At 56.1% G+C, this 25,008-nt stretch carries 23 protein-coding genes; 4 read left to right on the plus strand and 19 right to left on the minus strand.

The annotated features are described in order from the left end of the window. Nucleotides 1-9 precede the first annotated feature (9 nt). From pyrB to argF, 7 genes are all read right to left on the minus strand, one after another. Entirely contained in the window at nucleotides 10-945 is a 936-nt protein-coding gene (pyrB, locus tag N6G83_RS42275) for an aspartate carbamoyltransferase (RefSeq protein ID WP_024483414.1), read from the minus strand. Between the two features lie 348 nt (nucleotides 946-1,293). Continuing rightward, nucleotides 1,294-2,010 carry an ABC transporter ATP-binding protein gene (locus tag N6G83_RS42280; RefSeq protein ID WP_211134716.1) on the minus strand — a complete coding sequence of 239 codons (717 nt, stop codon included), beginning with the start codon at nucleotides 2,008-2,010 and terminating at the stop codon, nucleotides 1,294-1,296. Next, nucleotides 1,997-2,833 (minus strand): ABC transporter ATP-binding protein, encoded by an 837-nt coding sequence (locus tag N6G83_RS42285; protein WP_098928944.1) that lies wholly within the window; start codon nucleotides 2,831-2,833, stop codon nucleotides 1,997-1,999. Before N6G83_RS42285 ends, N6G83_RS42280 begins: the two co-directional genes overlap by 14 nt. After that, complete coding sequence (locus N6G83_RS42290; RefSeq protein WP_024483417.1) at nucleotides 2,826-3,647, minus strand: ABC transporter permease; 822 nt, start codon at nucleotides 3,645-3,647, stop codon at nucleotides 2,826-2,828. Before N6G83_RS42290 ends, N6G83_RS42285 begins: the two co-directional genes overlap by 8 nt. Continuing rightward, a complete protein-coding gene (locus N6G83_RS42295; protein ID WP_074028359.1) occupies nucleotides 3,644-4,696 on the minus strand; it encodes an ABC transporter permease in 1,053 nt (350 codons plus the stop codon). The genes N6G83_RS42290 and N6G83_RS42295 overlap by 4 nt, the downstream gene beginning before the upstream one ends. A gap of 11 nt (nucleotides 4,697-4,707) precedes the next feature. Continuing rightward, nucleotides 4,708-6,276: an ABC transporter substrate-binding protein gene (locus N6G83_RS42300; RefSeq protein WP_024529419.1), complete on the minus strand. Its 1,569-nt coding sequence runs from the start codon at nucleotides 6,274-6,276 to the stop codon at nucleotides 4,708-4,710. A gap of 221 nt (nucleotides 6,277-6,497) precedes the next feature. Then, nucleotides 6,498-7,517, minus strand: coding sequence for an ornithine carbamoyltransferase (gene argF / locus N6G83_RS42305; RefSeq protein ID WP_024529418.1), 1,020 nt, complete (start codon nucleotides 7,515-7,517; stop codon nucleotides 6,498-6,500). 161 nt (nucleotides 7,518-7,678) lie between these two features. Between argF and rraB the strand changes: the two genes are divergently transcribed. Both rraB and miaE read left to right on the plus strand, forming a co-directional pair. Beyond that, entirely contained in the window at nucleotides 7,679-8,107 is a 429-nt protein-coding gene (rraB, locus tag N6G83_RS42310) for a ribonuclease E inhibitor RraB (RefSeq protein ID WP_024529417.1), read from the plus strand. A 44-nt stretch (nucleotides 8,108-8,151) separates the two neighbouring features. Continuing rightward, nucleotides 8,152-8,919 carry a tRNA isopentenyl-2-thiomethyl-A-37 hydroxylase MiaE gene (miaE, locus tag N6G83_RS42315; RefSeq protein ID WP_024529416.1) on the plus strand — a complete coding sequence of 256 codons (768 nt, stop codon included), beginning with the start codon at nucleotides 8,152-8,154 and terminating at the stop codon, nucleotides 8,917-8,919. Between the two features lie 185 nt (nucleotides 8,920-9,104). On the opposite strand, the gene N6G83_RS42320 is transcribed toward miaE, so the two are convergent. The 5 genes from N6G83_RS42320 to pepA form a co-directional block, all read right to left on the minus strand. Further along, nucleotides 9,105-10,709, minus strand: a complete 1,605-nt coding sequence (locus N6G83_RS42320; protein WP_024529415.1) for a GMC family oxidoreductase — start codon at nucleotides 10,707-10,709, stop codon at nucleotides 9,105-9,107. Between the two features lie 395 nt (nucleotides 10,710-11,104). Beyond that, nucleotides 11,105-11,608, minus strand: coding sequence for a GNAT family N-acetyltransferase (locus N6G83_RS42325; protein ID WP_211136251.1), 504 nt, complete (start codon nucleotides 11,606-11,608; stop codon nucleotides 11,105-11,107). Between the two features lie 172 nt (nucleotides 11,609-11,780). Beyond that, entirely contained in the window at nucleotides 11,781-14,657 is a 2,877-nt protein-coding gene (locus N6G83_RS42330) for a valine--tRNA ligase (protein ID WP_024529413.1), read from the minus strand. 14 nt (nucleotides 14,658-14,671) lie between these two features. Beyond that, entirely contained in the window at nucleotides 14,672-15,121 is a 450-nt protein-coding gene (locus N6G83_RS42335; RefSeq protein ID WP_021179113.1) for a DNA polymerase III subunit chi, read from the minus strand. Nucleotides 15,122-15,202: 81 nt separating this feature from the next. After that, entirely contained in the window at nucleotides 15,203-16,714 is a 1,512-nt protein-coding gene (pepA, locus tag N6G83_RS42340; protein WP_024486368.1) for a leucyl aminopeptidase, read from the minus strand. A gap of 280 nt (nucleotides 16,715-16,994) precedes the next feature. Here pepA and lptF point away from each other — a divergent pair, with 280 nt between their 5' ends. Both lptF and lptG read left to right on the plus strand, forming a co-directional pair. Beyond that, nucleotides 16,995-18,089 (plus strand): LPS export ABC transporter permease LptF, encoded by a 1,095-nt coding sequence (gene lptF, locus N6G83_RS42345; RefSeq protein ID WP_024529412.1) that lies wholly within the window; start codon nucleotides 16,995-16,997, stop codon nucleotides 18,087-18,089. After that, on the plus strand, nucleotides 18,089-19,159 hold the full coding sequence (gene lptG / locus N6G83_RS42350; RefSeq protein ID WP_024529411.1) for an LPS export ABC transporter permease LptG: 1,071 nt from the start codon (nucleotides 18,089-18,091) through the stop codon (nucleotides 19,157-19,159). Before lptF ends, lptG begins: the two co-directional genes overlap by 1 nt. A 102-nt stretch (nucleotides 19,160-19,261) precedes the next feature. Here the strand turns inward: lptG and N6G83_RS42355 are convergent, their stop codons facing one another. The 7 genes from N6G83_RS42355 to cutD all read right to left on the minus strand — a co-directional run bounded on the left by N6G83_RS42355 (nucleotide 19,262) and on the right by cutD (nucleotide 24,977). After that, a complete protein-coding gene (locus tag N6G83_RS42355) occupies nucleotides 19,262-20,848 on the minus strand; it encodes a glycoside hydrolase family 28 protein (protein WP_260524161.1) in 1,587 nt (528 codons plus the stop codon). A 391-nt stretch (nucleotides 20,849-21,239) separates the two neighbouring features. Continuing rightward, nucleotides 21,240-21,569, minus strand: a complete 330-nt coding sequence (locus N6G83_RS42360) for a DMT family transporter (RefSeq protein WP_021179117.1) — start codon at nucleotides 21,567-21,569, stop codon at nucleotides 21,240-21,242. An 11-nt stretch (nucleotides 21,570-21,580) separates the two neighbouring features. After that, the gene (locus N6G83_RS42365) at nucleotides 21,581-21,940 is read right to left on the minus strand and encodes a DMT family transporter (RefSeq protein ID WP_024529409.1); all 360 of its coding nucleotides are present in this window, start codon (nucleotides 21,938-21,940) and stop codon (nucleotides 21,581-21,583) included. Between the two features lie 303 nt (nucleotides 21,941-22,243). Further along, nucleotides 22,244-22,900, minus strand: a complete 657-nt coding sequence (locus N6G83_RS42370; RefSeq protein WP_211134713.1) for a hypothetical protein — start codon at nucleotides 22,898-22,900, stop codon at nucleotides 22,244-22,246. A gap of 10 nt (nucleotides 22,901-22,910) precedes the next feature. Then, the gene (locus N6G83_RS42375; protein ID WP_098928935.1) at nucleotides 22,911-23,546 is read right to left on the minus strand and encodes a phosphate propanoyltransferase; all 636 of its coding nucleotides are present in this window, start codon (nucleotides 23,544-23,546) and stop codon (nucleotides 22,911-22,913) included. Nucleotides 23,547-23,581: 35 nt separating this feature from the next. Beyond that, entirely contained in the window at nucleotides 23,582-24,016 is a 435-nt protein-coding gene (locus tag N6G83_RS42380; RefSeq protein ID WP_211134712.1) for a BMC domain-containing protein, read from the minus strand. A 10-nt stretch (nucleotides 24,017-24,026) separates the two neighbouring features. Further along, nucleotides 24,027-24,977, minus strand: a complete 951-nt coding sequence (cutD, locus tag N6G83_RS42385) for a choline TMA-lyase-activating enzyme (RefSeq protein WP_074028373.1) — start codon at nucleotides 24,975-24,977, stop codon at nucleotides 24,027-24,029. Between the last annotated feature and the right edge of the window lie 31 nt (nucleotides 24,978-25,008).

The raw sequence follows: 25,008 nt of genomic DNA on the forward strand, positions 1-25,008 counted from the left end.
GGTTCCCCCTTAAAGAGCCAAATCTGCGTTTAAAACCAGTGCCAACAGCGCCTGACGGGCGTAAATACCGTTGCCTGCCTGTTGGAAATAGTGGGCATACGGTGTCTTGTCCACCTCAATGGCAATCTCATCAATGCGCGGCAGCGGATGCAGCACCTTCATGTTGTCCCGAGCACCGGCCAAATCAGAAGCTCGCAGGATGAACTGCGCCTTCACGTTGGCGTATTCGGACGGGTCCAGGCGCTCTTTCTGTACGCGGGTCATATACAGAATATCCAGTTCAGGCACCACTTCTTCAATGCTGTTGTGGCGGCTGTAGGAGATGCCTTTTTCGTCCAGCATCTTCAGGATATAGCTCGGCATCGCCAAAGCGTCTGGCGCGATGAAGAAGAAGTGGTTTCCTTCATATTTTGCCAGCGCCTGGGTGAGTGAATGCACGGTGCGGCCATATTTCAGGTCGCCGACCATGGCGATATTGATATTGCTCAGGCGGCCCTGGGTTTCCTGGATGGTGAACAGATCCAGCAGCGTTTGGGTCGGGTGCTGGTTCGAGCCGTCACCGGCGTTCAACACCGGGATACCGCCAGAGAATTCAGCGGCCAGGCGTGATGCGCCTTCCTGCGGATGGCGCATCACGATGGCATCAACGTAGGTGCTGATCACCGAGATGGTATCGGCCAGCGTTTCGCCCTTTTTGCCGAGGGAGGTGTTGCTGCTGTCGGAGAAGCCGACCACCGAAGCCCCCAGGCGCTGGATCGCGGTCTCAAACGACAGGCGGGTACGCGTAGACGCTTCAAAGAAGCAGCTGGCGATCACCAGGTGTTTGAGCAGCTCCGGCTGCGGGTTAGCTTTCAGGCTGGCGGCGGTGCTGAGCACCAGCTCCAGATCTTCACGGCTGAGATCGTTAATAGAGATGATGTTCTTGCGATACAGCGGATTGGCCATGTTCACTCTCCTCGACTCGGGCCCTTGGCGCGGGGCTTTTCAATGTAATAGCAATGCTTTGGACAAAAAAAAGCCCCTCAACGAGGGGCTTTAAATGATGGTTCTTGCAACAGGGGAAATAACGGCAGTTGCCCGCCGATTGGCTGGCGGTTTTGTCGAGTGTGGCGAACAAAACAAAGGTCGTTTTTCATGCTTTCTCCTGGCAAATTGTCGCGCATTATACTCGCGCTTTTTTTCTCTGCAAGGGTAAAAACACCACTTTTTGCGATTTCGCAATCGATTGGCTTGGCGATTACCGCTGCGAGTGGCACTCGGTGTCTGGTTGTTTGGCCACGTTGCTGCTAGCGCTTAATCCCGCATATGCTCACCGGCCTGTAAGGCAGCCCGGTCGTAATGCTGCACGATGTGGCCTTTCTCCATCAGGGCGGCGCGTTCGGACATGTGGGCAATCACGTCACCGTCATGGCTGACCAGCAAGTAGGTCATGCCATGCTCGCGTTTGAGGTGGTTGAGCAGGTTGAGGATCTCCGCCTGCACCGACATATCCAGCGCCGAGGTGGGTTCATCCAAGAGCAGTAGCTTAGGCCGCAGCAGCAAGGCACGGGCGATAGCGACGCGCTGGCGTTGGCCGCCGGAAAGCTGGTGGGGATAGCGCTGTGCCGTGGCCGCGCTCAGCCCTACCTGCCGCAAGGCTTCGTCGATCCGCGCCGTAATGTGTTTCTCACCGTGGATCTTCAACGGTTCACCCAGCGTACGGGCAATCTGATGCTGCGGATGTAACGAAGCATAGGGATCTTGAAACACCATCTGCACGTCGCGGCGTAATTGGCCGGTGAAGCGTTGCTGTGGTTGCAGAGGCTGGCCGAGCAAGCGTATTTCTCCACGCCATTCACGTTGCAAACCGGCCAGCACGCGCAGAACGGTGGACTTGCCACAGCCGGAAGCGCCAATCAGGCTGAAGGTTTCCCCCGCCTCAACGCCAAAGCTCACTGACTCCACGGCGATCTTATGGCCGTTGCCCTGCGGGAAGCTGACCTGCAAATTTTCAATGTCAATCAGCGCCATGTTCGCTCCGGGTAAAATCGATGCTGCGATCCAGCACCGGCAGATCCTGGCCGTAGGTGCTGGCATTGGGGCGGCAGGCCCACAGCGTGCGGGTGTAAGGATGGGTGGCTAGCGGCAGGTTGGCCGCGATCCCCTGATCCACCAGCTTGCCCTGATACATCACCAATACCCGGTCGCAACGTTCAGCCACCAGCGGCAGATCATGGCTGATCAGCAACAGCCCCATGTTACGCCGCGTGGTTTGTTCGACGATCAGATCGAGGATCTGATTACGTAATCTGGCATCCAGCGCCGAGGTTGGCTCATCGGCGATCAGCAGTTGCGGATCGTTAACCAGCGCAATCGCCAACATCGCGCGTTGCCCCATACCGCCGGAAAGCTGGCCGGGGTAGCTGTGATAGAGGCTTTCCGGCAAGCCGACGGCGGCCAGTGAGTTCAGCACTCGCTCATGGCGATCGGCCCGAGTCAGTGCGTTATGCAGCACCAGGGATTCTTCGATCTGCTTACCGATGCTGCGTACCGGATTTAATGCGTAGCGCGGATCTTGCAGCACCATGGCGATTTTGGCACCGCGTACCTCGTTCCATTGACGTGGCTGAAGCTTTAGTAAATCTGTCTCACGATAGTGCAGCTTATCGGCGGTGACGATGCCCGGCTTACGTACCAGCCCCATCAGGGCGCGGGCGGTCATGGATTTGCCGGAACCTGATTCCCCCACCAGCGCCACTTTCTCCCGGCCAATGCTGAAAGAAAGGCTATCCACCACCTTGTGGCCGTTAAATTCGATATTCAGGTTCTGTGCTGTCAGCAGTGGTTCAGTCATGATGCGGATCCAATAAGTCGCGCAGGCCGTCGCCCAGCAGGTTAAACGCCAGGCTGCTGATCAGGATCGCACAGCCAGGGATCGCGGCGATCCACCACTGATCGAAGATCACCTGCATCCCGTCGGCTACCATCGATCCCCATTCCGCCATCGGCGGTCGGGCACCCAGCCCCAGGAATCCCAGACCGGCGGCGGCCAGAATAATCCCCGCCAGATCCAATGCTAGCCGGACGACGGCAGAGGGCAGGCACATGGGCAGAATATGGCCCCACAGCAGACGCGGCCCCTGAATGCCCATCATCTCGGCGGCGGCCAGGTAGTCGCTTTTACGCAGTAGTTGGATCTCGGCTCTGGCCTGGCGGGCATAGGCGGGCCAGGTGGTGAGCGCCAATGCCAGCGCGCCATTAACCAGCCCAGGGCCGAGCATCGCCACAAAGGCGAAGGCCAGGATCAGCCGTGGCATCGACATGACCACGTCGGTAAAGCGCATCAGCACGCGCTCCAGCCAGCCGCCGTAATAGCCGGATAGCACGCCAATCAGCAGGCCGAGCGGCAGGGTGATTGCGGTGACCAGCAGCACTAGCCCAAGGGTTGGCCGGGTGCCGTAGATCAGGCGGGAAAGGACGTCGCGGCCATAGCTGTCGGTGCCGAGCCAATGGCCAGCTCCCGGCGGCAATAGGCGGTTGGCAGCGTTCTGCCAGTTGGGATCGACCGGTGCCAACCAAGGCGCAAACAGCGCTATCAGCACCAGTAACAGCAGGATGGTGGCTCCGCAGGTGGCGGAAGGTGAGCGTTTAAGTAGTGTCATGGTCATTGGCGCGCCCTCGGATCGAGCAAGCGCACCAGCAGGTCGGTGAGATTGTTGATAATCACAAAGCACAGGCCGATCAGCAGCGTGCCGCCCATGATGGCGGTGGTGTCCCCGGCAAACAGCGCGGTGGTCAGATAGCGGCCAATACCCGGCCAGGAGAACACGGTTTCGGTCAGAACCGCTCCCTCCAGCATGCTGGTATAGGCAAGCGCGATCACCGTCAGCAGGGTGCCGCTGATGTTGGGCAGCACGTGGCGGAACATGATGCGCATTTCGCTGGCCCCTTTGGCACGCGCCAGGGTGATGTACTCTTTATTCAATTCGCTCAGGCAGGCGGAGCGGGTCAGGCGGGTAATGCTGGCCAACGAATAATAGGCCAGCAGGCAAACCGGCAGCACCAGGTGTGCCAACGCATTGCGCACGGCCCCCGCATCGCCGGAAAGCCAGGTGTCGATCAGCGCGAAGCCGGTTTTGGCCTCGACGGTGTATTGGTAGACATCGTCCAACCGCCCCGGCCCGGCGCTCCACTGTAGTTTGGCGTAGAACAGCAACAGCATCAGCAGCCCCAGCCAGAAGATGGGCACCGAATTGCCGAGCAGGGTAATAAAGCGCACGCCGATGTCCAGCTTGCTGCCGGCAAAACGCGCGCACAATACACCAGCCAGCACGCCGAGCGGGGCTCCAATCACCAACGACAGCGTGGCCAATTCCAACGTGGCCGGGAAGGCATGCAGCAGATCCTGCAATACCGGTTGACCGGTGGCGCTGGCGGTGCCGAGATCGCCATGGGCCAGCCGCTCCAGATAGTGCCAGAACTGCACCGGCAAAGAGCGATCCAGGCCAAGCTGCTGTTTTACCTGCTCATAGGTGGCGGCGCTGGCGTGATCGCCGACGATCTGCAACACGCGATCCACCGGTGACAAGGCAGACAGCAGGAAGGTGATCAACAACAGGCCGAACAGGGTCAGCGCCAGCGTGAGCAGCCCCTGCGCCAATCCCCAAAGACGACGCCGGGAACGGCTTCCCGGCGTAGATTTTATTGCTACCGACATGGCAATCCTGATTATTTGCTAACGCGATCGTAATAGACCATATCTGCATTCAGGCCCTGTTGATAGCCTTTGACGTTATCGCGCAGCACCACCTGCGTTTTGGCCTGATCGATAAACACATACGGTGAACTGCGCTGCAATTCCTGTTGCATAGCGGTATAGAGCGCAGTACGTTTGGCCGGATCGGCCTCTGCGACCGCTGCCAGCGTTTGTTTGCTTAGCTCAGGGATCTGCCAACTGTTCAGCCCGGCCACCGTGCTGCTTTTGCCGTCGTTATAGGCGAAAGCGCTGGCATTGGAGTGCGCATCGAAGTAATCCGGGATCCACAGGCGGATCGCCGCCTGATGCTGCTTGGCGCGTACGCGGGCATAGACCTGGCTACCGGCGGCAGGCAACAGATCGAGCTTCACGCCACCTTGGGCAAAGCTGGCCTGTAACGACTGGGCGATGGTGATAAACGGCGGTTTGTTTTCCACGTCCAGCGTCAGGCTGGCGTTGGTGATCCCGGCTTTTTCCAGGATCGCCTTGGCCTTGGCCGGATCGAAGCTGAACGGGTTATCCTCCAGCGCCCCCGGTAGGCCGACCGGCAGGAAGCTCTGATGGACGAAGTATTGCCCTTTCAGCAGATCTTTGGTGATGCCCTGATAATCCACCAGATAGCGAGCCGCTTCCCAGAAGGCCGGGTTCTTCAGCAGCGGGTTGGCGGTATTACCGGTGTTGAACACCAGATAGTTTTGCTCGGCGGAAGGGATTTCCAGCACCTTCACACCCGCCTGGCTTTTCAGCGCGGCGGTTTGATCCGGGCCGAGTTCACGCGCCACGTCGGCATCCCCTTGCTGGATCAGCAGGCGGCGCGCGCTTGGGTCTGGCACGTTCTTTATGATGATATTGCTCAGCAGTGGCTTATCGCCCGGTGAAGTTGGGTTGGCGTCCAGCACGATCGCCTGATGTGGCTGGTAAACCCGCATCTTGAACGGGCCGCTGCCCGCAGAGTGCATCTTCAACCAGGCGTTGCCGAAGTCATCACCCTTCACGTTAGGCTGCACGGCTTTGCTGTCGACGATTGAGGCGATCGGCGTCGAGAGGATATTCAGGGCAACCGCCGGGCTGACGTCTGCCGTCCAGCTCAGTTGCACGGTATGCTCGTCGATCTTTTTCAGCTGTTGTTCGATATTGTCCGGCTGCCAGCCGAGCACGTTGAGGATAAACGCCGGTGACTTGTTCATCTTCACTGCGCGGGTATAAGAGAAAATCACGTCGTCTGCAGTCAACGGGTTACCGGAGGAAAACGCTGCCTGTGGGCGCAGCTTGACCGTCAGGGTCTTGGCGGCGGCATCATCCTGCCAACTTTCCGCCAGCACCGGGATCACCTTGGCCGGATTGTCACGATCGGCCTGCACCAGACGCTGATAGAGGCTGGGGACGGTCTGGATGCTGGAAAGCTCATTGGCCTCCGCCGGATCCAGGCTGACGATATCGTCCAGTGACTGCACCACTACCAGCGTATTTGGCGGCGTGGCAGCCAGTGCGGTCGTGGAGAGGGCGGCAAGAATAAACAGCGGCAAGACTTTGGCTTTCATAGACGTTTTCCCTTAAATGTGCCGGTAAACCAGAACGGAGAAGAGGTTGTTCTCATTAGTTTTTTACGGCATTTCTGCCGCCAGAATGCCACGGTAGAACGTTGGTAAAAAACAGGCAAAGGCCAAGAAGTTATTTGATATGACGAAAAAGACTATAGAGCCAGAAGGGGGGATTAACCAGAAGAAACCCTTCTGTTAGAAGGGTTTTTTGAGAGGGTGATTTACAAGGTTTTGCTTAACGTGGCGACCATCACCGCTTTAATGGTGTGCAGGCGGTTCTCTGCCTGATCGAACACGATGCTGTGCTCCGACTCGAACACCTCGTTGGTCACTTCCATACCGCCGTGCATGCCGTACTGTTCGGCCATCTGTTTACCCAGCGTGGTTTGATCGTCGTGGAATGCTGGCAGACAGTGCAGGAATTTCACCTGTGGGTTGCCGGTTAGTTTCACCATTGCCATATTCACCTGATACGGCCTGAGCAGCGCAATCCGCTCCTGCCAGACTTCTTTGGCTTCCCCCATCGAGACCCAAACGTCGGTATACAGGAAATCGGCACCCTGTACGCCTTCGGCAATATCTTCCGTCAGGGTGATTTTGCCGCCGGTCTGCTGTGCGAGCGCCTGGCATTCTGCAACCAGCTCGGCCTGCGGCCAACAGGCCTTCGGCGCGACCAACCGCAGATCCATGCCTACCAGCGCGGCGGCTTCCAGCAGGGTATTGCCCATATTGTTACGTGCATCGCCAATGTAGGCGAATTTCACCTCGCTCAACGCTTTCCCTGGCAGGTGTTCACGCACGGTGAGCAGATCTGCCAGCAGCTGGGTGGGGTGGAACTCGTTGGTCAAGCCATTCCACACTGGCACACCAGCGTGTTCTGCCAAGGTTTCCACCAGGCACTGGCCAAAACCACGATATTGAATACCGTCGTACATCCGGCCCAGCACGCGGGCGGTGTCTTTCATCGACTCTTTATGGCCGATCTGGCTGCCGCTTGGGCCAAGGTAGGTCACCTGAGCGCCCTGATCGAATGCGGCAACTTCGAAAGAGCATCGGGTACGAGTAGAGTCTTTTTCGAAGATGAGCGCAATGTTCTTGCCTTGTAGATGGCGGGTTTCCTGGCCTTGCTTCTTGGCCAGCTTCAAATCGGCGGCCAACTGCAACAAGGACTGGATCTCACTGGGGGTAAAATCCATTAATCTCAAAAAGTGACGACTGTAGAACGGGTTCATCTGGCTCATCTCCGTAAATCCCTATCGTTTGATTGAATTTAAATTCACTTTATATGTATGAATATTCAATTTCAACCCCGAAGCAGAAATCTTTCACGTTTATCGTGGCAGCGGTGACAGCGGTGTGTGAAAATAGAAGTAACGAAGCCCATTTTATTGAGGATAGAGGCATGGCAAACCGCGAATTGCTGGAAGAACAACGTGAAGAAACCCGCCTGATCATCGAAGAACTGCTGGAAGACGGCAGCGATCCGGATGCGCTCTACACTATCGAGCACCATTTCTCTGCCGAAAAGTTTGAAGTTCTGGAGCAGGCCGCCGTGGAAGCCTTCAAGTTGGGCTACGAAGTGACCGATGCCGAAGAGCTGGAAGTGGAAGATGGCTCCATGGTGATGTGTTGTGACGTGATCAGCGAAGTTGCGCTGAATGCCGAGCTGATCGACAGCCAGGTAGAACAACTGGTGGCATTGGCAGAAAAATGCGGTGTCAATTACGACGGTTGGGGCACCTACTATGAAGATCCGAACGGTGAAGAAGGCGACGACGATGAAGAAGACGGCGACTTTATCGATGAAGACGACGACGGCAAACGTCATTAATTAAATCCTGCGGGCTGGCGCAAGCTGGCCCCTGATAGAACTCGATGAAATACCAATCTCTGTTATCCCCGATTTTAAACTTCCTGCACTGTGAAACCCCGGATGGCTGGATCGAAGCGGCCCGCCGCCCGGAAAACCTGCCCCTGTTGCTGACCGACCACTTGGTATGCGAGCTGAAAGCGGCGCAGACCGGCATGTGGCTGATCCGCCGCTACGTGGCCGATAAAGAGAGTGGTGATGCCCTGCTGGCACTGCTCAGGCCCTATGAGGCGTTTGTGCACGAGGCGCAGGAAGTGCCGGAAGAGCTGTTCCGCCAGAGCGCGTTTACCAGGAAGATCCTGCCGAAGAATGGCTCGGCCTATGGCCAGGATTTGGTCGACAAGATGGTGTTGCTGATCAAAGAGGAGTTGCATCACTTCTCGCAGGTGCTGGAGATCATGCAGGCCCGGCAGATCCCTTATAGAAAGATCACCGCCAGCCGCTATGCCAAAAGCATGATCCGCGAGGTGCGTACTCACGATCCGGCCACTCTGATCGATAAGCTGATCTGCGGCGCGTATATAGAGGCCCGCTCCTGCGAACGCTTCGCCAAGCTGGCCCCGTTCCTGGACGATGAGCTGAACCGGTTTTATGTTTCGCTACTGCGTTCCGAAGCCCGCCATTATCAGGATTACCTGACGCTGGCAGAGCAGATCGCCGGCGGTGATATCAGCGAACGCGTGGCGTTTTTTGGCCAGTTGGAGGCGGAGCTGATCCGCTCACCGGACACCGAGTTCCGCTTCCACAGCGGCGTGCCATCCCCCTCACTTTAGCCCTCTCCCACAGGGCGAGGGGACCGATCGAGTTGGGCTGTAAATGTAGTGATTCTGCATGAGCGCCGGCTAACTCACCTTGGTTGAAGGGGCGATAGCGGTTGCCAAGGTGACTCCTTCATTTCCAAACTGAGCAGGGGCTATCAGCTCCCTCTCCCTGTGGGAGAGGGTCGGGGGTGAGGGGCCTATTCGGTTCCCAGTATCAAATCCACCGCCTTCTCGGCCAGCATAATGGTGGGGGCATTGGTGTTACCGCTGGTGACCTGCGGCATCACCGAACAGTCGACCACCCGCAGCCGCTCAAAGCCATGTACTCGTAGCTGCAAGTCGGTCACCGAGTCTTCCGTGTTTTGCCCCATACGGCAACTGCCCACCGGGTGATAGACCGTCTTGCAGAAGTTGCGCACAAACTCCTCCATCTGCGCCTCATCGTTTACCCACGCCGGTTGTGGCATCAGCAGATCTTTAATCAGCGGCTTGAGAGAGGCGGTTTCCAGGAAGCGCAGGCCAAATTTCACCGCGCGAATGCTGCCCGCCAGATCGTCTGGATGACCAAGATAGTTGGCCTGTAGCTTGACGGGATCGGCAGGGTTACGGCTGCGTAACTGCACCTGGCCACGCGCTTTGGGTTGCAGATAACCGACCTTGAGCGACATGCCGTGGATCGCCGGTAGCGGTTCGCCGGGCACGTCGTCCCAACTGTCGAGTATCGGCAGGAAATGTACCTGCACGTCTGGCCTGCCATTGCCTTGGGAATCGGCGAAGGCGGCCCCCTCCAGTACGTTAGAGGTCAAGACGCCGCTGCGAAAGGCTAGCCACTCGGCACCGTGGCGCAGCGCCTGCAAGCCCCGATCGGCACCGAACAGGCTGACAGGTTCGCGGGTGCTGACGTTAATCGACATATGCAGGTGATCGTGGAAGTTTTTGCCCACCGGCAGATCGGCCAGTGGCGTAATGCCCAACGGCTCCAGATGTTCACGCGGGCCGATGCCGGACAACATCAGGAGCTTCGGTGAGCCCACCGCCCCGGCGCTGAGGATCACTTCCTGGCTGGCGTGGGCGACGATCTCATTGCCACCGTTCAGGCTGTAGACTACTCCAGTTGCCACGTTGTTTTCGAAGGTGACGCGGTGTACCAGCGCGTTGAGTTTCACCACTAGCCGCGAGTTATCGCGTACGGCTTGCAGATAGGTGCGGGAGGTGCTGGCGCGTTCACCGTTGCGGGTGGTGGTCTGGTAGAATCCTACGCCGTGCTGGCTTTCACCGTTAAAGTCGTTGCGGTAGGGCAGATCCAACTCCTGGCCCGCGCGGATAAACGCCATGCTGAGCGGATGGCGGTAGCGGTTCTCGCTGACCGGCAGCAGCCCTTCGTTGCCGTGATACTCATCCGCCAGGCTTTCATTGGCTTCGGCGCGTTTGAAGTAGGGCAGCACGTCCTGATAGCTCCAGCCGGTACAGCCATACTGTTGCGCCCAGTCGTCGTAATCCTGCGGTTGGCCGCGCAGATAGATCATACCGTTTACCGAGCTACTGCCGCCCAGCACTTTGCCCTGGGCGATCTGCATGCGGCGGTTATTGGCGTGCGGCTCTGGCTCGGTTTCATACGGCCAGCTTTTCTTGGCAATGATCTTGGCAACCCCGGCGGGCATTTTGATAAACAGATTATTGTCGTCGCCGCCGGCTTCCAGCAGCAGGATGCGGGCCTGGGTACGGCGGATGAGCTGGGCTGCCAACACGCAACCCGCAGAGCCTGCGCCAACAATGATGTAATCGAAGTTATTTTCTGACATGACCGTTCCCTGTGCGTGATGGTTAGAGACTGTCATGGCAGAGTAACTCAGAGGAATAGTAGGTCAATTTGCGATCGTTAATTTATTAACGAATATCACAATAAATTTACATTACAGAATTCAGCATCAGTTTAACTGGCTGAAATATAAAAATACCGTGCGTTTTTTTGAATAATGTTGATGTTAATGATTTTTTGAGGGTGATGTGTTCTCTCCCTCACCCCAACCCTCTCCCCAAGGAGAGGGAGCCAGTTCAGTGATGCGATTAGTCATCAGATTAAAATTATGGCTGGGGAGTTGTTGCGAAATTAAGGTCAGGCGTAGGAGCTAATTTATGGCACATTCGGTCCCCTCTCCCTGTGGGAGAGGGTTAGGGTGAGGGGGCATTGCGGCGGTTAAAGTGACTTCAGCATGGTGACTTCGCAGTCGCCGTGGCCGGTATTGCCCATGGCACAATCGATATGCTCAAAACCAAGATGCTCATACAGGCCAATCGCCTGCTGCAACGTGGCGGTGGTTTCCAGATAGCAACGGCTGAACCCCTGCTGACGGGCAAACTCCAGCGCCTGCAGCGCCAGGCGTTTTGCCAAGCCTTTGCCACGCAGCACCGGCAGGAAATACATTTTCTGTAATTCGCAGACGTCGATCTCACCGCCTTGCAGCGGCGCAACGCCACCCCCACCGGCAATCTGACCGTCTATCTCCACCACCCAGTAAGCACTGCGCGGTTGGCTATAGAGTTGGAACAAGGCGTCCAGATTGGGATCGGAAACGGTATAACCTTTATCCGCCGTCAGGCCATGTTCGGCGGAGACTTCGCGAATAACGTGAGCAATAGCGGCATTATCGTCGGCCGTGATTGGGCGTACCAGAAGACGCACTGGGGTGGCTGTTGTCATGTTTACACTCACCATCAAAGGGAACCTGAGGGGACCCGGAATTTCGTTGTTATTACGGAATGCACCGCATCAATAGTACTTTGTAATAACACTTAAGCCTGGCTTTTGGCAATGCCGATAAAAAAACAGCGGGGAAAAATCACCCGCTGTTTTTGATCGGTAGTTTGCAGAATTACAGTGCAGCGATAGTCGCCTGCTGCTCCTGCAGCTTCAGCTTACCTTCTTTGCAGGCTGCCAGGCGTTCACGCTCTTTGGCCACCACTGCTTCCGGTGCACGAGCCACAAAGCCTTCGTTGGACAGCTTGCCTTCGATAGAAGCAATCTCACCATCCAGCTTGCCCATCTCTTTCGACAGACGCGCGATTTCTGCGTCCTTGTCGATAAAGCCCGCCATCGGGATCAGCAGTTCGGCACCGTCGACCAGCTTGGTGACTGAAACCGGGCCTTTCTCGCCCGCAGGCAGCAGGGTGATGGAGCTCAGGCGCGCCAGGCGTTCGATAAAGCTCTGGTTTTCCTGCACACGGCGCTGAGCGTCACCATTGGCGTTACGCAGCAGCACTTCCAACTGTTTGCTTGGTGCGATGTTCATCTCGGCGCGGATGTTACGCACCGCGATGATCGCCTGCTTGATCCACTCCAGATCGTTCAATGCCTGCTGGTCTTCCAGCGCGGCGTCGAAGGCCGGGAACGGCTGCAGCATGATGGTGTCTGCGGTTTCACCGGTCAGAGGCTTGACGCGCTGCCAGATGGTTTCGGTGATAAATGGAATGATTGGGTGCGCCAGGCGCAGCAACGCTTCCAGCACGGTGATCAGTGTATTACGTGTGCCACGCTGTTCCGCTTCGCTGCCGTTGATCACGACCGGTTTGGTCAATTCCAGATACCAGTCGCAGAACTGGTTCCAGGTGAATTCGTACAGGATGCCCGCCGCGATATCGAAGCGATAGGTGTCCAGCGCCTCACGGTAGGCTTTCACCGTGCGGTTGAATTCGGCCAGGATCCAGCGGTCGGCCAGCGACAGCTGCATTTCGCCACCGTTGAAGCCGCAGTCGTGCGCTTCGGTGTTCATCAGCACAAAGCGGCTGGCGTTCCACAGCTTGTTACAGAAGTTGCGGTAGCCTTCTAGGCGCTTCATATCCCAGTTGATGTCACGGCCAGTAGAGGCCAGTGCTGCCAGGGTAAAGCGCAGGGCGTCGGTGCCGTGCGGTTCGATGCCGTTCGGGAACTGCTTCTCGGTGCGCTTGCGGATTTTCTCTGCCAGCTGCGGCTGCATCATGTTGCCGGTACGTTTCTCCAGCAGATCTTCCAGCGAGATACCGTCAACCATATCCAGCGGATCGATGACGTTACCCTTCGATTTGGACATCTTCTGCCCTTCGTCGTCGCGGATCAGGCCGGTCATGTACACGGTTTTGAACGGAACCTGCGGCTTGCCGTTTTCATCTTTGACGAAGTGCATGGTCAGCATGATCATGCGGGCAATCCAGAAGAAGATGATGTCGAAGCCGCTGACCAGCACGCTGGTCGGGTGGAAGGTCTTCAGATCCGGGGTCTGCTCTGGCCAACCCAGGGTCGAGAAGGTCCACAGGCCGGAAGAGAACCAGGTATCCAGCACGTCTTCGTCCTGGTTCAGCGCCACGTCGGCACCCAGGTTGTTTTCGCGACGAACTTCTTCTTCAGTGCGGCCAACGTACACTTTGCCTTCGGCGTCGTACCAGGCCGGGATGCGGTGGCCCCACCACAGCTGACGGGAGATACACCAGTCCTGGATATCGCGCATCCAGCTGAAGTACATGTTTTCGTACTGCTTAGGCACGAACTGGATCTCACCTTGCTCAACCGCTTCAACCGCGACTTTCGCCAGCGGTGCGGTACGCACGTACCATTGGTCAGTCAGCATTGGCTCGATAACCACGCCGCCACGGTCACCGTAAGGCACGGTCAGATCGTGAGGTTTGATCTCTTCCAGCAGGCCGAGTTCGTCAAAGGCGGCAACCACGGCTTTACGCGCAGCAAAGCGCTCCAGGCCACGGAACTGCGCTGGCAGCTCGCCGCTGTAGGCGGTGCTGGCTTCGCCCAGGGTGTCGAACACCTCGGCTACTTCGAGGATGTCACCGTCGAAGCTCAGGATGTTGATCATCGGCAGGCCGTGACGCTTACCCACCTCATAGTCGTTGAAGTCGTGCGCCGGGGTGATTTTCACGCAGCCGGTGCCTTTCTCCATATCGGCGTGCTCGTCACCCACAATGCGGATGCGGCGGCCCACCAATGGCAGAATGATCTCTTTGCCAATCAGATCCTTGTAGCGTGGATCTTCTGGGTTTACCGCTACGCCGGTATCACCCAGCACGGTTTCCGGACGGGTGGTGGCAACCACCAGGTAGTCTTTGCCTTCCGCCGTTTTTGCCCCATCGGCCAGCGGATAGCGCAGGTGCCACATGGAACCTTTGGACTCGCGGTTTTCCACTTCCAGATCGGAGATGGCGGTGCGCAGTTTTGGATCCCAGTTCACCAGGCGTTTGCCACGGTAGATCAGATCTTCTTTGTACAGGCGGACAAACACTTCTTTCACCGCGTTGGACAGGCCTTCATCCATGGTGAAGCGCTCGCGCTCCCAATCCACGGAGTTGCCCAGACGGCGCATCTGGCGGGTGATGGTGCCGCCGGACTCGTCCTTCCACTGCCAGATTTTATCGATGAACGCATCGCGGCCATAATCATGGCGGGTTTTATTTTCTTCTGCGGCGATCTTGCGCTCAACCACCATCTGGGTTGCGATACCGGCATGGTCGGTACCGGCTTGCCACAGGGTATTTTTACCCTGCATGCGCTGGTAGCGGGTCATGGTGTCCATGATGGTCTGCTGGAACGCGTGGCCCATATGCAGGCTGCCGGTGACGTTCGGCGGCGGGATCATGATGCAGAAACTTTCCTGGCTGGTATCGCCATTCGGTTTGAAATAGCCCTGGCTTTCCCAGTGATCGTACAGCTTCTGTTCGATCTGGGTTGGGTCATAGGCGGTATCGAGATCGGTGTTGGTCTTTTCCATTTTTATTTCAAGGTTCAGTTAGTTGGCGGCGTGGCCGTGGTCAAATGGAAGCCGACGCTGCGATAGGCTTTGTAACGTTCGCGCGCCAACTGTTTCAAGGTGTCTTCGTAAGGGACGAAGTCTACCACTTCATGGAAAGCAGTAGCAAAATCTGCAAACTGCGGCAGCAGGGCGATCAGCAGATCGCGCGGGGCATTGCCGCGTTTGCCTGGCCAGCACAGCTCGACCGGCGCGCCAAAGTTTGGCCCTTCGCCTGCGAGATTGTGCGGCACAAATTGGTGTGGTTCACGTTGCCACAGGGCTTCATCCAGCCGCTGGGCCTGCTCCTGGCTTTCACAGGCGATCAGCACCCGCTTGCCAGCGCGCCATCTTTCGGCGGCAACGGCACAGGCCACAGCCTCGTGTGCACTGAGCGCACCAGCGGGTTCTGCGTGTTCAAGAAGGTAGAACGTTGCCTGTTTCATGATTCAATTCACCGTGGCCAAAAAATGTAAGGGCACAGCGTGCTGTGCCCTCGGTGATTATACCTGAATTACCGCGCGGATTTAATCGTCGCCGTTCAAGCCGGCACGATTGAGCAGGAACTGCGCCAGCAGGGCTACCGGGCGGCCAGTGGCCCCTTTGGCCTTGCCGGAGCGCCAGGCGGTACCGGCGATATCCAGGTGCGCCCAGCTGTACTTGCGGGTAAAGCGTGAAAGGAAGCACGCGGCGGTGATGGCACCACCTGGGCGGCCGCCAATGTTGGCCATATCCGCAAAGTTGGAATCCAGCTGCTCGTAATACTCATCGCTCATCGGCAAGCGCCACGCACGGTCACCCGATTGCTCGGAAGCGCCAATCAGCTCGTGAGCCAGCGGGTTGTGGTTCGACATCAGGCCAGTGATGTGGTGGCCTAATGCGATCACGCAGGCACCGGTCAGGGTAGCGATATCAATTACCAGCTCTGGCTCGAAACGTTCCACGTAGGTGAGGGTATCGCACAGCACCAAGCGGCCTTCGGCGTCGGTGTTCAGCACTTCTACCGTCTGGCCCGACATGGTGGTCAGCACGTCACCTGGGCGATAGGCACGTCCGCCCGGCATGTTTTCACAGCCAGCCAGTACGCCAATCACGTTCAGCGGCAGGTTCAGTTCTGCTACCACACGCATGACGCCGTACACGGTTGCCGCACCGCACATGTCGTATTTCATCTCGTCCATGCCATCGGCAGGTTTGATCGAGATGCCGCCGGAGTCGAAGGTCAGCCCTTTGCCTACCAGCACGATCGGCTTAGCGTCCGGGTTAGGATTTCCCTTATATTCCATCACCGACATCAGCGATTCATTTTGCGAACCGGCACCGACCGCCAGATAGGCATTCATCCCCAGCTCTTTCATCTGTTGTTCACCGATGACGCGGGTGGTGATGTGGGTGCTGAAGGCGTCGGCCAACTGACGAGCCTGTGAGGCCAGATAACCGGCGTTACAGATGTTTGGTGGCATATTGCCGAGATCTTTGGCGGCCTTGATGCCGGAAGCCACGGCCAGGCCGTGTTGGATGGCGCGTTCACCGCTGGTCAGTTCACGGCGGGTTGGCACGTTGAACACCATTTTACGCAGCGGGCGACGTGGCTCTACCTTGTTGCTCTTCAACTGATCGAAGGTGTAGAGCGTTTCTTTGGCCGTTTCTACCGCCTGGCGCACCTTCCAGTAAGTATTGCGGCCTTTTACGTGCAGCTCGGTCAGGAAGCAGACGGCCTCCATGGAACCGGTGTCGTTAAGGGTATTGATGGTTTTCTGGATCACCTGCTTGTACTGGCGTTCATCGAGCTCGCGCTCTTTGCCACAGCCAATCAGCAAGATGCGTTCGGAGAGAATGTTCGGCACATGGTGCAGCAGTAATGTCTGCCCGACTTTGCCTTCCAGTTCGCCCCGGCGCAATAGTGCGCTGATATAACCATCACTGATTTTGTCGAGTTGTTCTGCGATAGGTGACAGGCGGCGTGGTTCGAAAACACCTACTACAATACAGGCGCTGCGCTGTTTTTCCGGGCTACCGCTTTTTACACTGAACTCCATGCACTCTCCTGAATCTTAAAGACAACGACGAAAGCTACGGCTAGAATGACCTGCTCCGCCAAGATCTTCCGTCATTGAGTTAACTAACTAGGTTAACCTGAACGGCGTAAACGTTCTGTTTTGGCTACTATAGGTCTGTTCCTATAGGATGGCCAAACAGCTTGATGTTCTAATACTATTTTAGCTGTGAAGGTTGCCACATGATGAGAAAAAATGGCGGATTAGCGATGAAACTATCGATTTTCCTGCAAAAAGACAAGTTTTCACAGGCGTAATAAGCGTGATCATCATTAGATATCTGGTACGGGAAACGCTGAAGAGCCAAATTGCCATCCTGTTTATCCTGCTTCTGATCTTCTTTTGTCAGAATCTGGTCAGGGTGTTAGGTGATGCGGTCGACGGCAATATCCCGACAAATTTAGTCTTATCCCTGCTTGCATTGGGTGTGCCGAAGATGGCGCAGCTAATCTTGCCCTTAAGCCTGTTTCTTGGCCTCTTGATGACGTTTGGACGGTTGTATACCGAAAGCGAAATCACCGTCATGCACGCCTGCGGTCTGGGGAAACGGACCCTGATCATTGCCGCTATGGTGTTGGCGATCTTTACTTCGGCGGTGGCTGCGGTAAACGTTTTCTGGGTCGGGCCATGGGCGGCCAGCCATCAGGACGAAGTGATTGCCGAAGCCAAAGCCAACCCCAGCATTGCCGGGCTGGCTGAAGGGCAGTTCCAGCCCTCACAGGATGGTAACGCCGTACTGTTTGTCGGCAGCGTAAAGGGCAACACCTTCAACGACGTGTTCCTGGCGCAGCTACGCCCGAGCGGCAACCAACGCCCTTCGGTGGTGGTGGCCGAGCATGGGGTGATCAACCAGGGCCGCGATGGATCGCAGGTCGTCACGCTGGACAAAGGCACCCGGTTTGAAGGCACCGCGCTGCTGCGTGATTTCCGCATTACCGACTTCAATGACTATAAAGCGGTTATCGGCCATCAGTCCGTCACTATCGATAATACCCAGTCTGAGCAGATGTCGATGCGCACGCTGTGGGAATCAAATGAACCGGATGCGCGCGCCGAATTCCACTGGCGTCTGACGCTGGTCGTTTCCGTGGTGCTGATGGCTCTGCTGGTGGTGCCGCTCAGCGTGGTCAACCCGCGCCAAGGCCGCGTGCTGAGCATGTTGCCAGCGATGCTGCTGTATCTGATCTTCTTCCTGCTGCAGACCTCGCTGCGTTCCAATGCCGGTAAGGACAAGCTGGATCCGCTGGTGTGGATGTGGCTGGTGAACCTGGCGTACTTCGCGATTGCTCTGGCACTTAACCTGTGGGATACCGTGCCGATGCGCAAACTGCGTGCACGCCTGAGAGGAGCGGCCTGATGTTTGGTGTACTGGACCGTTATATCGGTAAAACGATTTTCAACACCATCATGATGACGCTGTTCATGCTGGTTTCGCTTTCCGGCATCATCAAGTTTGTCGATCAGTTGCGTAAAGTCGGGCAGGGTGAATATTCGGCGCTGGGTGCGGGGGTGTATACCCTGCTCAGCGTACCAAAGGATATTGAGATCTTCTTCCCGATGGCGGCGCTGCTAGGGGCATTGCTCGGTTTGGGCACCCTGGCTACGCGTAGCGAACTGGTGGTGATGCAGGCTTCTGGCTTCACCCGGCTGCAGATTGCTGGGTCGGTGATGAAAACCGCCATTCCGCTGGTCTTGCTGACGATGGCAATCGGCGAATGGGTGGCACCGCAGGGCGAACAGATGGCGCGTAACTACCGTGCGCAACAGATGTACGGTGGCTCGCTGCTCTCTACCAAGAGCGGCCTGTGGGCGAAGGACGGCAACGACTTTATCTACATCGAACGGGTGGCGGGTGAAAAAGAGCTGGCTGGCGTCAACATTTACCACTTCAACGATCAGCGCCGTTTAGAGACCGTCCGCTATGCCGGTACCGCAGATTTTGAAGACGGTGCGTGGCAGCTTTCACAGGTGGATACCTCCGATCTGACCAATCCAAAACAGGTGACCAGTACCCAGACGTTGACCGGGGTGTGGAAAACCAACCTGACGCCGGACAAGCTGGGCGTGGTGGCGTTGGATCCGGATTCGCTTTCCATCAGCGGCTTGCACAACTATGTGAAGTACCTCAAGCAGAGTGGCCAGGAGGCCAGCCGTTATCAGCTGAATATGTGGAGCAAGATCTTCTCGCCGCTGTCGGTGGCGGTGATGATGCTGATGGCGCTGTCGTTTATCTTTGGCCCGCTGCGTAGCGTGCCAATGGGTGTGCGAGTGGTGATCGGTATCAGCTTCGGCTTCCTGTTCTACGTGCTGGATCAAATTTTCGGCCCGCTGAGCATGGTGTACAGCATGCCGCCAATTCTGGGGGCCCTGTTGCCAAGCTTGCTGTTCCTGTTGATTAGCCTTGTTTTGCTGCTGAAGCGGAAATAGTCAGGCCCAATAGACTGGGCCTGTATGCAAATCAAAGCCGCGATGTGTTAAGTCACCGCAGCAGAGGAAAGACGGGTGGGAGAGATCCTACCCGTTTTTCGCTTAGAGTGCAGAGGCGCTAGAAGGGAACAGTGCAAAGGATTCGCTGCAATCGTAAGGCTCCTCGGATCCATTACGGTTATCCAGCACGTCAAACTCTGCGGCACCGTTGTCCGCGGCTTCCAACAGCCGATCCGCCAAGGATACCGGGCCAGGTCCCATCAGGATCTGGGCATAAGAAGGCGCGGCAGGGATTGATGCCGAGGCTTTGCTAGCCAACTGTGGGGCGCTGTCAAACACGGTGTTATCGAGCACAATATTTCTTAATGGCAGATCCTGGCCATCAGAGCTGAAGCCCCGTAAGGTGACTCGAACGTTATCTCCGTTGTAAATGGAGTCTGGCGTATCCACATAGTGGTAATTCTTGATGGTGACATCTTGAATATCGGGGTAGGCCTGGCCGGTTTTTTTGCTGTAGTAGGTATCTATGGTCAGCGCTTCCTGAGCGCGGCGGATGCAAATGCCATCATAGTTGATGTTCCTCACTTCTCCTCCAACGCTCATGTCGGTTTTGATACGCACGCCGACGGCAAAGTCAGCATCATGGCCGTCAATGCTCATATCCCGAATTTCCACGTCTTTGACCGCGCAGTCGGTTTCACTGCCGATTGACATACCATGGGTGAAGTAGAGGCGGTTATGCAGAATTTTGACGTTGCTGACGGTGTAAATAGGCAACTGCCCGGCATACTTTTCGGCAATCGGTGGGACACAGGCATTGCTGCTGTGGGCTTTGATGGCGATACCGTCATCACCGGTACTGATGTGGTTATAGGCAATCAGGACATTCTGCGATTGGCCAGGATCGATCGCATCGGTGTTCTTGGTCGTATCCGGGGTAAAGCAGGTGCTTGCTCGGGTATAGTTAGGGGAACCCGATGTCGCAGGGGTTGTCCCTTTCGGGCAATCATAGCCTGGAACCGTATAGGCCAGTGAAGGCGTTAACACCTTCACGCCCCAGACGACCACTCCATTGACCCCACTGGGGACAAAGTGGAATTTGGGCGCATTCTGTAAGGTGATCTTATACAGCGTGAAGTTCTGGCTGGTCGGCTTGGCGGAATTCTTGTTGGTGACCTGAATTAGCCGCGGGTTGTTCTGATTGGCGCCGGAAACGGTTTTGGTTAATGCGCCCACATCCCACCAGGTAAGGATATCGGCATATTTTCCGCTGGTGAGCACTGCCCCTCCTCGCCCGTCGATAATACCTTCGCCAATCACGCCGCTGTTTATTGCATCGGTGGCGGTAATCAATGCGTTACAGCCATTATCGGCACTGGCGGTTTCGCCACAGTTATTCTTACCGGCAATCTGGTAATCCACCGGGCTACGTGAGGCAAACAGGGTGATCCCTTGATCTACCCAGAGCGTTACGCCGCTTTTCAGCGTAAGTGGACCGCTCAAGAACGCATTCTCTTCGTTGCTGCCTGCGACCAATTTAACGGCACCGGTGTTGCAGGCGTCGATCGCGGCTTGAATACGCTGGGTATCGGGTTGGGAATTATTCACGTCAGCATCAATGGCTTCATCCAGTAGCCCTTTGGCATTCTGGTTCAGTTCGGCTGAGAGTGTTTGGCAGACTTCAGGCATTACCGGTTCTTTCCTGGCTAATTCTGGATCGTTAATGGCTGAGGCTGGCCAGGCACCACTGCGGTCAGCGACAGGTTTCTCAGTTTCAGGGGGAACAACGGGTTTAACTGGCTCAACAGGAGAGGCGATATTACCATCCGAGTTATCACAACCCGTCAGGGCCAGCAGAAAAATCGCCATAGCTGATAATGACTTGAAATTTCTTTGCATGATTTATCCCTAATAATGAAACAGCGTTCCGAAATTAGATATTGTCTTGCAAAATACGTGACTGCAACTATTACATATCTGGATTATGCAGTGTCGAATCATTAGCCAGCATTACTTATTGATGGCGTCAATCAGCCCCTTACCGCGCTACCTTGCCGCTGCGCTGTAAGGGGCTGAGATCTTACATCTGCGAGAAGATGTTCATAATGACGCCACCACCGATGATCAGCGCCATGGCGAATATGGCTGGGAGATCCGGTTTCTGCTTGTAGAGCAGCATCGAAACGAAGGTCACCCCGACGATGCCAAAGCCGCACCACAGCGAGTAAGCGACGCCCACCGGGATAAAGCCCATCGCCTTGGTCAGGGCGAAATAGCACAGGCAGTAAGCGCTAATCACCAGCACCGAAGGCCCCAGCTTTTTAAAGTTGTTGGTTTTTTTGATCATCGAGGTCCCGGTGATTTCCGAACCAATCGACAGTGCCAGCCACAAGAAGCCAATGTTAAACATAGTTGATACCCTTATTCTTCGGAGGAGCCCATTTTGGAGAAGAGGTTCATGATCACGATGCCGCTGGCAATCACGATCATGCCGATAATGGCTGGCATATCAGGGTGTTGGCCGTAAAACACCATGCCCAGGCTTGAGACCAGTAAAATCCCGGTGCCTGACCAGGTGGCGTAAGCCAGGCCGACAGGGATGTATTTCACCGCGTTGGATAACGAGTAATAACAAACGCAATACAACACTACGATCAAGCCGAGTAATAACGTCTTGGTGGTACCTTCGCTGTTATCAAACATTTTTAAGGTAGAGGTGGCCGAGGTCTCGGAGAAGATGACCAATAACATCCATACCCATGCTTTTGCCTTGGTAGACATAGAGTTCGCTCCTGATAAGTAATGATTTATATAAATTTAAAATTTGAGACTTATATTAATTACCCCTCACCCCAACCCTCTCCCACAGGGAGAGGGAGCCGAGTGTGCAACAACTTGGCTACGGTGCTGGTTTTTTAATCACTCTTGTTACAGATTAACTTTGGTACCTGAATATCACGCCGCTCCAGCTCACTTGAAAATAAAGAGGAAATCTCAGCAAACTCGATCGGTCCCCTCTCCCTGTGGGAGAGGGTTAGGGTGAGGGGACTCTCTTCGGGGTAAAAGCCCTCACCTAGTTCTGTATTATTTTTTTCCTCGGCTATATTCCAGAGCTAAATCGGTCAGCTTGGCTCCCGGTGGTGAACGACCATTGAGCCGCTTGAGTTCGCTTAGCGTTACGTAAGCCTGTGGCGGCGCTGCCAACGGCTCCGTGGTGGCAGGCTGGGCCGATAGCATCCGATCCAACGTACAGAGCTCAATGCCCTGGGCCGCCAGTTTTGGCAGATCATCTGCCTGTGGGGCGCGGCTCAGGCCTTTCAACTGATTTAATTCGCTGGTCGGGTTGCAGTTATAATCCAGCGCCATAATTGGCCTGCCGCTCATGCGGGCCAGATGAATAAACCGGGCAGTATCAGACTGTAATAAACCATTGGCCACTTCTGCCGCCGTCGCGAAATCGAGAAAAGGAATTAATACCCGCTCAATATTATCCAACGCGCCGGTTTGACTGATTTCCGCCAGCGAAGTTATCGGCCCTAGTTGGCTCCAATCTGTTTCTGCGTGAAACTGCCGGGCATTATCGCTAAACAGGATCACCGGCGAGAACGCCTGGCAGTGCTGCAAGCGCGCGCGGATAATTTCGTGGTAACCATCCGCTGCGGTTAACAACACCAACGCCCGTGGCCGCATCCGTGCGAGCACTTCACTGACCAACTTATCGATGATTTCACGCTGCATCATATTTGCCGCCTTAGGGAACGATAACCACGTTGTCACCGGAAGCCAGCCCGGCGGCGTTGGCTTCATCGGTATCAATGTGCAGTTCCAGAGCAAAACTGGCTTTGATCCGCACGATGACTTCGTCAAAGATCAACCCACGCACGCCTGCCGCTTTCACCCGCACCTTCTGCCCGTTCTGCACGCCCAACCTGGCGGCATCCTGCGGGTTCATATGGATATGGCGCTGGGCACAAATCACCTGTGAATGCAGTGAAACATAGCCCGCCGGGCCAGCCAGCATGGCGTCACCGGAGGCGTTCAGATTGCCGGATTCGCGTACCGGAGCCTTCAGCCCCAGGGTAAAGCAGTCCGCCTTGGAGATTTCCAACTGAGTACATTCGCGCGCTGGTCCCAACACCCGCACCTTGGAGAGCGAGCCTTTCGGGCCGACGATCATCACGCACTCTTTCGCGGCGAACTGCCCCGGCTGGCGTAGCTCTTTGCATGGCGTCAGCCGATAACCGGCACCAAACAGCGTTTCAATATCCTGCTGCGACAGATGGACATGCCGGTTAGAGACCCCAACCGGGATGGCTAGGCCGGTGGGAGAAGAATAGTTCTCTGCCAGGTTATGGCGGATCCTTTCCAGTAACGACTCATTAAACATACTGTTATTCCTACCCGATCTCAGAAGCTGTACGGTTATTTAGACTCTTTCTTGCCGTTGGTACGTGCGGGTTTGTTGTCGGCAACAGGGGTTTCGACTACCGGCGCTGCGGCCTCTGCCTGCGGGGCGGCCACTTCCGCTACTGGCGCTGGCGGTTCTTGCTGTACCTTGGCCGCTGGCGGCGTAAGTTCCTTGCCTTTCAGCCCGGTCAGCAGCGCGACGACCTGTTTTTCCGGGCGGGCAATCACCAACTGGCCTTTGATAAACGCCGGTTGCTTGATCACTGCCACACCGTTGTCGATGGCGGTTTTCACCGCGCTGATTTCGCCGGCAAAGAACACGCTAACCAGGCCAGAACCAATCTTCTTGTACCCAAGGACCGTTACCGCTGCGGATTTACAGGCCGCATCGGCCGCGTGGATCGCGGCGGTCAGGCCATAGGTTTCAATCACTCCCAGGCTTAAGTTCATCTCAATCTCCTTAGTGCCTTACCAGGCGGATATCAAAGTCAAAGCGCTGGAAAAAAGCCGCCAGTTGGTCCAGTTCTTCATTGCTGTAACTTGGGTCGTCTTTGACCGGATAGATCATGTCGAGCCGCTGGTATTTGTTTTTACCCAGTTGGTGATAAGGCAACACGTCGATACGGCTGATATTGCCTTTGCGTGCCAGGGCCATGACATAGTCAATGGCACCGGTGATGGCATCGTAAGAATCGTTATAGCCACGTACCAAAGGCATGCGCACCACGATATGGCTGCCCAACTCCACCAGGCGCTCCAGGTTTCTTTTTACGCCTTCGTTGCCCATGCCAAACAACGCTTTATGCCGTGCGCTATCGATATGCTTGATATCGAACAGGAACATATCGGTGCAGGTCGCCAGCTTTTCATAATTGGCTAGCGAGGTGGTGCCATTGGTTTCGATGGCGGTGTTGATCATCTGTTTTTTGCATTCGGTCAGCAGCGCGGCCGCAAAGTCGGTTTGCAGGCTCAGCTCGCCACCGCCCAGGGTGACGCCACCGCCAGAGGCATGATAGAAATCGACGTCCTGCAGGATGATATCCATCAGCTCCTGCACCGTGACGTCCTTGCCCATGATGTCCAGCGCGCCGGAGATGCAGACTTCTTCGCACTTGCGGCAACCGATGCAGTCTATGTTGCGATCGAGGTGGTGCTTGAGATCGCCTTGTGCGTTTTGGCGCTGGGAATGGATCCCCACCGGGCAGACATCAACACATTGCCCACAGTCAACGCACTTATCATGTGAATACATCACCTGGAAATTACTGGTGAGCCCCTCGGGGTTGGCGCACCAGGCGCAGAGGATGTTACAACCTTTGAAAAAAATCAGGGTGCGAATACCGTCTCCGTCGTAGATCGAGTATTTCTGGATATTGAATATCCGACCCTTTTTCTCCAGCGTGTTATCCATACTATTTCCCCTTTCTTCGAAGGCTGATGGG

It is taken from the genome of Serratia sp. PL7, assembly GCF_945957435.1.